The sequence below is a fragment of the Runella defluvii genome, from assembly GCF_014195535.1.
Taxonomy (GTDB): Bacteria; Bacteroidota; Bacteroidia; order Cytophagales; family Spirosomataceae; genus Runella; species Runella defluvii.
The window spans coordinates 141160-154635 of record NZ_JACIBY010000006.1; the positions used below are offsets into that span (position 1 = coordinate 141160).

Consider the following 13476-nt stretch of genomic DNA (forward strand, 5'->3'; position numbering starts at 1 on the left):
TAGACTGGGGTCGCTAAAAAAGGAATCTCAACGAGGCTTCAGCCCTGACTTTTTCATATCAATATACTCAAAATCAGGGCTAAAGATGCTATACGTTCGTGGCATGCTGCTGCTGCTCATTTACCTACCACTAAAACCCTCCCACGCGCAAATGGAAAGACTTTGGTCGTGTAAGCGCTTCGTAACCTAAGGCCGACAAAGTACAACCACGCCCCGAATCCTTCACCCCTGTCCACGCCAATTCTGGGTCGAGATAATCACAACGATTCATAAACCACGTACCTGTTTCTATCTGATTGCCAATGAAAAGTGCCGCTTCAGCATCCCCTGTCCACACCGACGCCGTAAGCCCGTAGTCACTGTCGTTCATCAACGCAATCGCCTCTTCGTCGCTGCTTACTTTCATGATTCCGACGGCAGGGCCAAACGTTTCTTCCGTCATAATACGCATCGAGTGATTGACATTGACCAACAACTGAGGTGCTAAATAAGGAGTCCCTACCTGATTGCTTGGGAACAACGAAGGATCAATCAGTGCATCAGCTCCTTGGCTTACCGCTTCGCGGATTTGCTCACGCACAAACTCCGCCGCCGACGTACGCACCATTGGACCAAGGTGGGTGCCTGCGTCAAACGGATTACCTAAAATGTATTTGTTGACCAAGTCCACCGCACCGTGTACAAACTCGTCATAGACTTTTTCATGAACATAAATACGCTCAATTCCGCAGCACGATTGCCCAGAATTGAACAACGCTCCGTCCACAAGGTTCTCAACCGCAAATGCCACATTACCATCCGCTCGAACGTAGGCAGGATCTTTTCCACCAAGCTCCAAGCCTGTTGCAATAAAACGCTCGGCTGCCGCTCGCTGCACTGCGTGACCACCTGATACCGAACCCGTAAACGCCACAAAATCAACGCGAGAATCGGCAATGATTCGTGCTACGTAGTCGTGAGTCGTATGAATATATTGGAACACGCCTTCTGGCAAGCCCGCCGCTTTGAAGGCTTCGGCGTAGCGCTCGGCGCAAAGGGGTGTTTGTTGCGCGTGTTTCAGGATAACGGTATTTCCAGACAACAAAGCAGGAATAACCACATTGACCGAGGTCAAATAAGGGTAGTTCCAAGGAGCGACAACAAAGACTGTCCCGAGGGCTTCGCGGCGAATAAAACGCTGAAAACCGTCTCTTTCAGAGACCGATACGTCAGACAGAGCCCCTATAGCGGCTTGCATCATATAACGCGCTCGCTCCTGAAAACCTCGACGGATTTCGTTGGGCGTGTAAGCAATGGGGCGCCCCATCTGCCACGTTAGCTCAGTACCGATGGCGTCGGCGTGTTCGATAAAATAAGCAACTGCTCGTTCACAAATGGCAATTCGTTCCGACAGAGGAACGGCTTTCCATACTTTTTGGGCAGCTTTGGCAGTAGTTAATACTGTTTCGATGTGGGAAGCTGTAACGTACTCGCGTTCTAAATAAACCGAGCCATCGACAGGAGAAATGACTTGAAACGTTTTCATCAGTTTGGTGACATATAAGTCCGAAAAATACGGCTTAATTTTTAAAATACAGCAAAGCCGCTACGCATACTACCTCCCAAAGGGTTGAATTTACCTCCGATGGTACTACTTTATTTTGTACATTTGAAAACATCGCAAACCTAATCGTATGAAATTTTTCTACACCCTCTTTATTCACCTCATTTTGGGTGGCTGGATGGCCCTTTTTGCCCAACAACTTGACATGGACGCCCTCAAAGCGTATCCGTTTCCCAACGAACTCACCGCTGCCGCCACAGGTGCTCGCATTGCTTGGGCCTTTAACGAACAAGGTCAACGCAACATTTACGTCGCCGAAGGACCAACGTTTACCGCTCGCCGTCTCACTAATTATCTCCAAGACGATGGGCAAGAACTTAGTAGTGTGGCGATTTCGCCCGACGGGAAATGGGTTATTTATGTTCGCGGGGGCGACCACGGTTCCAACTGGAACGACGACCTCCCCGTCAACCCTAGCTTTCATCCCGTCCCTACCAAAGTCCAAGTATGGAGTATTCCTTTTGGGGGAGGGGAACCCAAATCGCTAGGCGAAGGCGAAAACCCCGTCATTTCGCCCAAAAGTGATAAAGTAGCCTATAGTAAAGGGGGGCAGATTTACACCGTACCCATCGACGGCACCGCACCTGCCACGGTTCTTTTTACGGCCCGTGGCACCAATAGTTCGCCCGTTTGGTCGCCCGACGGTAGCCGCATTGCCTTCCAATCCAACCGTACCGATCACCAGTTTATTGGTGTCTATACCGATGCCCAAACGCCTATTCGGTGGATTGACCCGCAATTCAAGCGTGACCAATCGCCACGCTGGTCGCCCGACGGACAGAAATTGGCCTTTGTTCGCACCAATGGTTCAGGAGGAAAACCAGATTCTATTTTGGCCCGCCGCCCGAATCTGTGGTCGATTCTTACCTTTGACTTAACTACGGGAAAAGCTACGCCCCTCTGGACATCGCCCAAGCGCCTGAACGGTACCTTTCCCACCACCCACGGTACTACCAATTTGCACTGGGCGGCCAACCGCATTGTTTTTTTATCGTACCACGACGGTTGGCCACATTTGTACTCGTTGGCCGAGTCAGGAGGTGCGCCCCTTTTACTCACTCCTGGCAATTTTATGTGTGAACACATTCAACTGAGTTCTGACAAAAAAACGCTGTTATTTACGGCCAATGCAGGTACTGACCCGCTCGACATCGACCGCCGCCACGTGGTAAAAGTATCCGTTGACCGCGCCGATATGCAAGTCGTTACCCCAGGCTCAGGCTTGGAATGGTCGCCTGTTTTAACTGGCGATGGCGCAGCGATAGCATTCATTGGCGCTACTTCCCAACGCCCCCCCATGCCCCACGTACTTGCTACCTCTCCCTCAGCCACTCCTCAGCTCCTCGCGGCCGATAAACTTCCTGCTCAATATCCAGCTTCGGCATTGGTGACGCCCAAACAAGTTACCTTCAAAACCCCCGATGGCTTTACCGTTCATGCACAGCTTTTTGAAAAAGCAGGAGGGCCTTCCAAAAAACCAGCCATTGTTTATGTTCACGGCGGGCCACCTCGCCAAATGCTGCTTGGTTGGCACTATTCCGACTACTATGCCAATGCCTACGCCATGAATCAGTACTTGGCGAGTTTGGGATTTGTGGTTCTTTCGGTCAATTATCGTTTGGGAATTGGGTACGGATTTGAGTTTCATAACCCCAAAAATGGAGGCGGTTATGGTGCTTCGGAATACACTGACATCAAGACTGCTGGCGAATGGCTTGCGAAACAAAGCCAAGTCGATTCTAAGCGAATTGGGGTGTATGGTGGTTCTTACGGTGGATTTCTGACGGCAATGGCGTTGGGTAAAGATTCACAGCTTTTTGCCGCGGGCGTGGATGTCCACGGCGTACATGACCGCACCATTGAGCGTACGCGTAACCTAGTACTTCCCGACCAATACGACCGCGCGCCCGATGCCCAATATGCCCTCGAAGTGGCGTGGAAATCATCACCCATTGCTTATATGGATACGTGGAAATCGCCCGTACTTATCATTCACGGCGACGACGACCGCAATGTACGCTTTAGCCAAAGCACCGACCTTGTTCGCCGATTAGAAGACAAAGACATTTACCACGAAACCCTGGTGATTGTCGATGATACCCACCATTTTATGAAACACCAAAATCAGGTCAACGTCAACAAAGCCATTGCAGCCTTCTTTTTGAAGAAATTATAACCTAGCGTAACCGACTTACCAAGTATTTGAAAACTTGGTAAGTCAATTACTCTTTCAGCCATCGGCTTATTTTTTGACCATCAAAGGGGCTTCCAGCATCTAAGTATCGCCCTTCTTTATCCAATAGAACCATCAATGGGCGTTTAGTCGTAAAAACTGCCTCTAGCACATCTCCTAGTAGATAATCAGCATAAAAATGATGTTCACTGGCCTTATTGATTGGATAGCTACGCAAAGCATCCTTCCAACTTTCAAAACGATTTTTGGAACAAAGCGTAGCCAACTGAACATTTGTTTGTTTTATTTTTTGCCCTAAAGTTCCGAATGCAGCAAGTGCCGCTTGGCAGCTATCTTCCCACGTATTCCAAAGTAGTAAAAGGGTTTTCTTCCCAACAAGACGTTGAAGCGTCGTCGATGTGCTGTCTTGTTCAAAGACAGGTAAGGAAGGAATTTGAGTTCCTACTACCATTCGTATATTCTTCCAATACCTCATTTTAATACTGGGCAAATGGTTTGACTGCGGAAAGTCTCGCTCAAAACGTTCAATGAAAGGCCCTTTCTCTGACTCCGATGTCCAAAAACCTTTTTCTGCTAAAGCCAAATTCAGAATTTCCTCCCGCGTCTTGGGTAAGTTAGCGAGGGCTTTGTCTGCATCATTATAAAAATCCATCATTTTTGAGGGCTCTTTAGGCGCAAGTTCATCTACCACATACTTTTCTCCCAAAAATGACAACAGTGCGCTTCGGTAGTTGGATGACATCCACGCATCTTCATGTGGAACAATGTATAATTTCAATCGTGGAGAGAGACCTTCTCTGTATTTTTTGGGACTACTCTCCACTTGTCGTATGCTTTGCAAGTCATCAAACATATCGTCTGTCCAATCTTTGGTTGCATTGTAAAAAGCGGCTCGATGATAATACTGGCTTTCGATAGCTGCTTGAACAAACGCATTTTGAGCATCGCCTATACTACGTTGGAGGCCCTGATACTCCGCCCACTGTCGGTCGGCAATATCTCGCATAAGGCTCCTGTATATTTCTTCCGAAACATTCCGCATCAATGGCCGCCGCTGCAACGAATCCCGCTCCAACAGTTGGTATTTTTGCAGAAAACGATTGATCACAACCGTTGACCCTTTGCCTTCAAAAACCAACCGCCCTTTTCTTTCCAAACATACAAGTGTATCATTAGGGGTCAGAAATATATTTTGCATTGTTAGAGTCGTTTCACTTTTAAAATAACTGATGAACACCAAACTAGCCTTCTTCATCTGTTGAAACTGATACGTTACTAAATACCCCGTCGAATCCACTGTTCGGAGGACAACGGCCGTTTTCCCTTCCTGTACCACAACAATTCTCTGAACCCCTTGGCTATTAGGAAGACTCACCATTCTCCCATTTTTTTCGGGCGTTTCTAATTGAATTTTCACTATTGACACTTGGGCTTTTAGTTCCGCCCTCAAAAATGCCATTAAAACCGCCAACAAGACAAACCTCACCCTCATATAAAACCTGTGTTTAGTTAAGAAACGATAAATGACTACTGGCTTTTCCTCTAATTTTTCATTAAAAATCAATATAACAGTATTTTTTGAATAGGTTATTATTCTACACAAACTCCAATTATAAGACATATATTATTTAGTGCTATTTCCAATTTTAGCAAAATTTACTCTCTTATAAATCTCTTCTACTTCCTATTTCACCTGCCTTAGCTTCATTTTGTACAATATTCTATACTTTAACTACTAATTAATCAATCTACCCTTACACTTTGCAAAATATGCAACCTTTTTTTGCAAAAAATGCTATCTAATTTTACTTACTAAAAGACATATTTTGACGAATAAAATTCAGAATATTACACCCAGCACTAGACTTTGCTTGTTGCCTTTTGAGCAATACAGAACCAATACACTCAAAACACTATCAAAATAAGGTATATCAATGTACTTTCTTAACCCATTATCTTCTTTTCTTATACTATTTATACCAAAACACCCTCATATCTATTAAACCATAAAATTTTAAAATAGGTAAAGTAGGGTGAAAATAAAAAGACATACAGTTAATAAAATTATTAAATTATACCTATATCTATTAACACTTTTTTTATAAAACAATAGAGTAGTTTGCCTAGTTTTGTCCCTTGTATGAGGTGATAGTTTATATCTTTAACCTATTTTCCACCCTAAACGCTGCTCACACCAGCACAGAATTCTAACTTGTATGAAAAGAAAACTACAACCACACCGGCGGGTGGTTAGGATGGCACGAAATTCTTCGGCGCCCCTCCTATTATCTCTCTCCTGCCTCCATTTCGCTTATGCAGCTCCTGTAGCAGGAGTGCCAACGCGGAATCACGCCATTCTTGTTGAAGCCACTGCTGTGGACAAGGCCATCACAGGTAAAATTGTGGATGAAACCAACAGTCCTCTTCCAGGGGTTAGTATCGTCATCAAAGGAACTCAAAAAGGAACTGTAACTGACGCAAACGGTCAGTTCCGTCTTGATGTACCTGAAAAAGCAACATTGGTGCTCTCTTTTGTTGGTTATGAGCCACAAGAGGTACTAGTGGGCAACCAAAATGTGCTTAACCTGACCATGAAAGTGGACAGCAAAGTACTTGAAGAAATCGTCGTTATCGGTTACGGTACGTTGAAGAAATCTGACTTAACAGGTGCCGTAGGTTCGGTAAAAGCCGAGCAACTCATGGAGCGTCCTGCGCCTTCGTTGACTCAAGCCCTTTCGGGACGTATGCCAGGGGTACAAGTAAACACTAACTCTGGTCGCCCAGGTGGTCGTACTACGATTCGTGTTCGTGGTTTTAGCTCTATCAACTCGTCAAACAACCCACTTTATGTAGTGGACGGGGTGATGCTTCCACAAGGAAACCAAAACCAATTTAGCTCAGCGATTGACTACATCAACCCGAACGACATCGTGTCGGTAGAAGTATTGAAAGATGCTTCTTCTACGGCGATTTACGGGGCACGTGGCGCCAACGGGGTTATCTTGGTAACTACCAAAAAAGGAAAAGCAGGTGAAGGTACTGTTACCTACAATGCCGATTTCAGTGTAAACACCATCGGGCCAAACCGTCCGCAAGTACTCAACGCCAAAGAATACCTTGCCGTTGAAGATTTGGCATGGGCAAACATGGCTAAGTATGACCCAACAGGTTGGGCAGCGGGTAAATGGGCGTACTTAAACCCTAAACTCCGCCGCACTGACCCACGTATCTTTGACAGCAACGGTAACCCACTTTACGATACCGATTGGTTCAAAGAAACGTCACAAAATAGCCTTTCTCAAAACCATCAGTTGGGTTTCAGCGGTGGTAACGAGCGCACGCAGTACTCATTCTCATTGGGCTACCGCGACGACCAAGGGCTCCTCAAAACTTCGTACATGAAGCGTTATTCTGGACGTTTTACCATCGACGATCAAATCAAAAAATGGTTGAAAGTTGGAGGTACATTGAGCTACAATAACCAAAGCGAAAACATTGTCGATCAAGGTGATGCCGTAGCTCGTCAGATTGTGGAAGACTTCCCGTTCATGCCTACTAAATACGCTGACGGAACCTATGCCAACAACCGCGATTATCCATACGCCGAAGGAACCATGAGTTCGTTGCACCGTTTGATGGGTCGTAAGTATATCCTAAATACCCAAACTACGGTAGGAAGCATGTACTCAAACATCAACCTTGCTAAAGGTCTTGAAATGCGTACGGTGTTTGGTGTCAACGTACAAACACAAGAAAACAACCAGTCACAAACGCGTACGCTCAACATCGGTGGTAACGGTAACGCCTCTACTAGCAACCGTAAAGAGAGCTTCTGGTCATTGGAAAACTACTTGACGTACAACAAACAGTTTGGTGACAAGCACTCGTTGACAGCCCTTTTGGGGATTTCGTGGCAAGAAACGAACCTCTTCTCTATGAGTGCCAGCATCAACAACTTCGCAACCGATTATTTTGAATTTAATAACTTGGGTGCGGGTGCTACCAACCCTGCTGTAGGCTCAGGAGCATCTCGTTTTGCGTTTAACTCATACTTTGGACGTATCAACTACTCATTGGCCAACAAATACTTGGTAACAGTGACTGGACGTGCCGACGGTTCGTCGAAATTCGGGGAAAACCACAAATTTGCCTTCTTCCCATCAGGAGCGTTGGCATGGCGTGTGTCTGAAGAAGAGTTCTTGAAAAACAACTCGTTTATTTCTAATTTGAAATTACGTACTAGCTTCGGTTTGACAGGTAACTCAGAAATCCCAGCTTACTCTTCTTTGTCTCTTTTGAGCTCTAACTATGCTACTATCTATAACGACTCACGTGTGTCGGGTACAGGTATTTCTCGTTTGGCAAACCCAGACTTGCGTTGGGAAAAAACAGCTCAAGCTGACGTAGGTGCAGAAATTTCTCTTTTCAAAGGAAAAGTATCAATCGAAGCTGACTACTACTATCGTAAGACAACTGACATGCTTTTGGATGCTCCAGTACCACGTACAAGCGGTTACGGAACTATCCGTAAAAACGTTGGTTCGATGCAAAACAAAGGATTTGAACTTGGTATCAACACTGTAAACATCGACCGTGGTGGGTTCCAGTGGAATACAACTTTCAACATTTCATTTAACCGTAACAAAGTACTTTCGTTGGCAACGCCTTCTGACATCTTCAACGTAGGTGGTCCTAACTTTACCAACCCAACCAACGTCATCCGTATTGGCGAGCCAGTAGGTTCGTTCTGGGGACTTACTCGTTTGGGCGTATGGAGCGAGTCTGAGCGCGAAGAAGCGGCTAAATACACTAGCTACCGTAACGGTTTGACAATTCTTCCTGGTGACATCAAGTACCTTGACGTAAACGGTGACAAAGCCATTACTGACGCTGACCGTAGCATCATCGGAAATGGTAGCCCTAAATCATGGGGTGCAATGACAAACACATTCCGTTACAATAACTTCGACCTTACCCTTGAACTTCAATTCTCGTACGGTAACGACGTTATGATGATGAACCTTCACGCAAGTGAAGACCGTCAGGCATTGGCAAACAGCTATACTTCGGTATTGGGCGCATGGACTCCACAAAACCAAAACTCGATGATTGCTGAAATCCGTGACACACGTGCAGGTTACGTAACTAACGTTGACTCATGGTGGATCAAAGATGGTTCGTTCCTTCGTGGTAGAAACCTCTTGTTGGGCTACACAGTTCCTAGCCACGTAACAAGCAAATTGAAGTTGAGCCGTCTAAGAGTGTATGCTACTACCCAAAACTTCTTCTTGGCATTGAAAGACAAGATTGTTGGTGACCCAGAAGTTACTCCAACCAACCAAGGAGACGGTAACAGTGCTTTCTCACAAGGGATGATTTGGCACAACTACCCTAAACCTACTACTTACATGTTGGGTATTCAGGTTGGGTTCTAATTCACACTCTTTCACTTAAATTGAACATTATCATGCAACTAAACATTATAAAGAACCTAGGAAAAGCCGCACTTATCGGAGCCGTTCTCATCGGGCCTTCGAGCTGTTCGGATTTCTTGAGCGAACAAGCCCCTTCAAACCTTACTCCTGATAACTTCTATACCATTCCAGACCACGCAGAAGCGGCTTTGGCCTCTGTCTATGCTGACTTGCGTTTCATGGGCGATGGAGCAGGGATTTTCTCATCAAACTGGCAGTTGTTGGAAGCTCTTACGGGAACTTCAACTACCGAAACGGCGCAAAACTCTGACTTGAACAACCTTTACGGGTTGGTTCACGACGGAAACACTGCGCACGTTGTCAACTATTGGAATGGTTTGTACAAAGTAATTGCGCAAGCTAACCAAGTAATTGATAAAGTACCTGGTATCACGACGATGCCAGATGCGCAGAAAAAGAAGGTATTGGGAGAAGCTCGCTTCTTGAGAGCGACTGCTTACTTCACGGCGGTACGTTTGTGGGGTGATATTCCATTGGTAACAAAACCTCAAACAGCAAGCTCGGAAGATTTCCAACCAGGCCGTGCACCACAAGAAGAAATTTACAAGCTTATTGTAGATGACCTTGTAGCAGCAGAAGGTGCTGGTTTGGCTTGGATGGATGCCAGCGGACGCGCTAACTTGGCGGCGGTAAAAGCACAGTTGTCTCGCGTATATCTAACAATGGCTGGCTTCCCACTTAGCAAAGGTGCGTCTCACTATAAACTAGCGGCAGACAAAGCGTTGGAAGTAATCACTTACGCTAATGCAAACCCTGGAACGATTAACCTCTTCACAACCTACGAGGACGTTCACAAGGAAAGCACAAAGAACCGTATTGAGCACCTTTTCATGCTTCAATACAACACGTCGGTAGCTGGTAACCCAATGGACAATATGTTCCCCAACTTCAAACCTGTAACCTACAACGGTCCATCAGGAACAGGAAGTACGGTACCTACTTCGTTCTTCTACAAGTCGTATGAAGCAGGTGACTTGCGTGCCAAAGACCAAGACGGGTATTTCTACACTACGTATTTTACCAACGGAAACGGTGCTCGTTTCGACTTGGGTGCCCCTTATATCTTCAAGCACTTCAACCGGACAGCAAACGGAACTTCTGGTACAGCAGGTACTCGTCAAAACAACTTGAACGTGCCTCAAATCCGCTACGCCGAAGTATTGTTGATTTTTGCTGAGGCTCAAAACGAACTAGGAGCGCCTACACAAGCGGCTTACGATGCCTTCAAACGCATCAGAGATCGTGCCCAACTTACGACTCCTGCACTTGGTACTTATACGCAAACTACTTTCCGCGAGGCGGTTTGGAGAGAGCGTTGGCACGAGTTGTGCTATGAGCAAATCACATGGTTTGACATGGTACGTCTTCGTAAAGTATATAACGAGAAGACAAACGGTTTCGACAACTTCGTTGGTCACGTAAACCTAAGCTCGAACCAAGCTTTGCAAGAAAAACACTTGTTGTTGCCGTTAGGAAAGCAAGAAATGCTTAACAACCCTAACTTGAAACCACAAAACCCAGGTTATCCTAACTAGGAATCTGGCAAACTTCCCGAAAGTTGAAAACTTTCGGGAAGTTGTTAAAAAGCTCCAATCGCCAAAACGATTGGAGCTTTTTTTATGGGCAGTTATTCAATAACGCATTGCGTAAACACGCTGGTTTTCCAATCCATCTTCCAGCCTTTCACAGGTCTAGGCTTACGAGACAGGTTCAGAAGCAGTGGTTTTTCGGTGTATTTGGTGGGCATAAAACGCCGTGCAAAATTGCTAGGCGCCCCATCAATCAATTTCATTTTGACGTTGGTCCAATTAAATTCAACAAACTGTAAAAACTGCTCTACGTTGCGCTGAATCGTCGCATCGCCATCGTAGCGGTACGCAGTTACGTACGATGAAGTTTCGTTGGCAGCCGTAAATGTCGTGTGTGATTCTAGGTAATTGTTGCCCGTAAAATTCTTAAACTCATACCGTTCTCCCGCCTGAACGGTCGCTTCATCCGTCAATTGTTTTTGGTTAACGAACCAATTAAAACGCCACAGAATATCCGTCGCTTGGCACTTATCAACAATAAACCCATTGTACAACATATCGGTATTTTTAAACCTATTTTCTCGACTTTCAAAAATTCCACGGCTATCGTTGTCTTGCGTAATACTTCCAATTTTAGCATTTCCCATCGCAAAAATTACTCCTGAGCCATTTCCAATGTGTAATTTATCAATCGTCAAATCGGCACTCAATGGCTGAACATAATTACGTTTGGCAGGAATATGACTAATGAACGTCCCCACTCGGTGCCGACCATCGGGTACATTGGGAAAGCCAAAGTAATAGCCATCGCCGTGGAGTTTGATGCGAACGTCCGTTTCGATGGAATCAAATAGGGCTCCCGTAATGCCTTTGTTGAGCCATAAACCTGTTATATCGCTGATGGAAGATTCGCTCATAAACACTTTATTGGTGTTCTGAATCCGCAATTTTTTGACTCGAAAACTACTCTTCGGGCTTTTAAACGATGTCCACGTATGTTTGGAACCAACCCACGACAAGTTTTTTCGTAGCATGGTTGGGTACGCTTTTTCATCGGTCACCGCAGGCTTTCTAAGAACCCCATCCATCACGTAGTTGTCAATCAGTACGTTATTGACTGCCTGGGTGTATAAAATCAACGAACAAGGGTATTTGGCATACAGGTTTTTAATGTAGAGGGTATCTTTTCGCTTATGAACTTGCGGATCTACTTGGTTCTCAAACGTGAAGGTATAAAACGATTTTTCAATCGGCGCGTCGCCCCAAGGTTCATTATCTTGCAGGGCATACAGCGAGTCTATCACCACCGAACGATGTGCTCCTTTGACGTTGAAACCCCACACCGCAAATCCATCATTCTGGATATTGAGCCCGTTATAACCATTGATTTCTCGAAATGCTTTTACCAAAACACGGCGGTATCCTTCGTCCATTTCATCGTTATGTGTGACAATGTTCACACCGCACATCGGCATATTTTGGATGGTCAACGAGCCAATTTCCAAACGAGAAGTCGCACGATTAGACGGCGCTACAATGGTCAAAAACGCATTTCCTCCTTCGTTCAAAGGTTGTGTAATTTGTGCTTTTTTGACATTTCCATCCAAAAACACACCCCCTGAAAGCGTAAGCTCAGTAATATCTTGCAGTTCTAAGATTTTGACGACTTTCACCCCACTTTGTGCTTGCAGGGTCGTATTTTGAAAATGCAACCGTAATCGCTGCGGCGACCATAGCGCATCGGGGGTTAACACCATTGGGGCAATGACATAGACTTTAGGCCCAAAATTTACCCGTTCGCTCACTTTCACGGCCTCCAGCAAAGCGCCGTTGATTGTCACCATCGACTTGTCCAAAAACCAATCAAGGTGCACTCCTGCGCTGGGGTCAAATTGGCGTTTGAATCGTCCCTGCACCGCTCGGTTAGCGCTTTCCAGCACCGTTCCACCGTTGGCGGGAGAGTCTTTGTCGCTAGGGTCGTAGCGCCATTCTCCTTCTTTGCCCACATCGGTCACTAAATATGTTTTTTGAGACGAGGGAGTCTTCAGCGCAAGCATAGCCCGTAACGTAGTTCGTTCGGTCTGTGCCCACGCAGGGGTACAAAACAGCATCCATCCCAACATCCACCCCACAACAATATAACTTTTTGGCATCACGGTAGTCTTTTCTTTTAGAACTCCAAAATGCCAAAAAATTATCTGTAAAAGCAAAAAAAAGGGAGCAATGGACTAATTTACCACCCAAATATTTCAACAGCAGCGTACATGACGAGGCATATTCCAATGGTAGTGAGCGAATACATGACGCCATTAAACGAGTGGCCCGTCATATACAAAATGTACTGAAGAATAAATCCGCCGCCCAAAATCGCGGCTCCGACTCCGCCAATGACAAAGCCTTTCTTTCGGCGTTTGGCGTAATACGCTTCTTTTTCGGTAGAAGAATTAAAGGTTTTCATCGTAAACAGGTTTAGAAATATACAATTAAATCCAATTATTGTACAAATAAAATGATTTATGTCAATTCCATTACTCGTCGAAATGGCGGTGTTAACGCCTCTTACGAAGAGCCCTGCGATAAAAATGGGCTATTTTTAGTGTTGAGTGGAGAGTGCAGACGGGGTCGCCCGTGCGATGTCGAATAAAAATCCCATTC

At 45.6% G+C, this 13476-nt stretch carries 7 protein-coding genes; 3 read left to right on the forward strand and 4 right to left on the reverse strand.

What is annotated here, in order from left to right; genetic code table 11:
• Positions 1 to 130 precede the first annotated feature (130 nt).
• Positions 131 to 1525, reverse strand: coding sequence for an aldehyde dehydrogenase family protein (locus FHS57_RS15615; protein WP_183975213.1), 1395 nt, complete (start codon positions 1523 to 1525; stop codon positions 131 to 133).
• Positions 1526 to 1673: 148 nt separating this feature from the next.
• Between FHS57_RS15615 and FHS57_RS15620 the strand changes: the two genes are divergently transcribed.
• Positions 1674 to 3779, forward strand: a complete 2106-nt coding sequence (locus FHS57_RS15620) for a S9 family peptidase (protein ID WP_183975215.1) — start codon at positions 1674 to 1676, stop codon at positions 3777 to 3779.
• A gap of 46 nt (positions 3780 to 3825) precedes the next feature.
• Here the strand turns inward: FHS57_RS15620 and FHS57_RS32070 are convergent, their stop codons facing one another.
• Positions 3826 to 5214 carry a TlpA family protein disulfide reductase gene (locus FHS57_RS32070; RefSeq protein WP_221225642.1) on the reverse strand — a complete coding sequence of 463 codons (1389 nt, stop codon included), beginning with the start codon at positions 5212 to 5214 and terminating at the stop codon, positions 3826 to 3828.
• Between the two features lie 838 nt (positions 5215 to 6052).
• On the opposite strand from FHS57_RS32070, the gene FHS57_RS15630 reads away from it, so the two are divergent.
• Positions 6053 to 9232, forward strand: coding sequence for a SusC/RagA family TonB-linked outer membrane protein (locus FHS57_RS15630; protein WP_229601362.1), 3180 nt, complete (start codon positions 6053 to 6055; stop codon positions 9230 to 9232).
• A gap of 32 nt (positions 9233 to 9264) precedes the next feature.
• A complete protein-coding gene (locus FHS57_RS15635; protein WP_183975221.1) occupies positions 9265 to 10827 on the forward strand; it encodes a RagB/SusD family nutrient uptake outer membrane protein in 1563 nt (520 codons plus the stop codon).
• A 92-nt stretch (positions 10828 to 10919) separates the two neighbouring features.
• Here the strand turns inward: FHS57_RS15635 and FHS57_RS15640 are convergent, their stop codons facing one another.
• Together FHS57_RS15640 and FHS57_RS15645 are read right to left on the reverse strand one after the other, a co-directional pair.
• Positions 10920 to 12974 carry a putative phage tail protein gene (locus tag FHS57_RS15640; protein ID WP_183975223.1) on the reverse strand — a complete coding sequence of 685 codons (2055 nt, stop codon included), beginning with the start codon at positions 12972 to 12974 and terminating at the stop codon, positions 10920 to 10922.
• 80 nt (positions 12975 to 13054) lie between these two features.
• Positions 13055 to 13279 carry a hypothetical protein gene (locus tag FHS57_RS15645; protein ID WP_183975225.1) on the reverse strand — a complete coding sequence of 75 codons (225 nt, stop codon included), beginning with the start codon at positions 13277 to 13279 and terminating at the stop codon, positions 13055 to 13057.
• Positions 13280 to 13476 lie beyond the last annotated feature (197 nt).

Excerpts from the sequence above, each read along its gene's own strand:
- FHS57_RS15615 (WP_183975213.1), bottom strand. The coding sequence starts at position 1,525 with ATGAAAACGTTTCAAGTCATTTCTCCTGTCGATGGCTCGGTTTATTTA.
- FHS57_RS15620 (WP_183975215.1), top strand. The coding sequence starts at position 1,674 with ATGAAATTTTTCTACACCCTCTTTATTCACCTCATTTTGGGTGGCTGG.
- FHS57_RS15630 (WP_229601362.1), top strand. The coding sequence starts at position 6,053 with ATGGCACGAAATTCTTCGGCGCCCCTCCTATTATCTCTCTCCTGCCTC.
- FHS57_RS15635 (WP_183975221.1), top strand. The coding sequence starts at position 9,265 with ATGCAACTAAACATTATAAAGAACCTAGGAAAAGCCGCACTTATCGGA.
- FHS57_RS15640 (WP_183975223.1), bottom strand. The coding sequence starts at position 12,974 with ATGCCAAAAAGTTATATTGTTGTGGGGTGGATGTTGGGATGGATGCTG.
- FHS57_RS15645 (WP_183975225.1), bottom strand. The coding sequence starts at position 13,279 with ATGAAAACCTTTAATTCTTCTACCGAAAAAGAAGCGTATTACGCCAAA.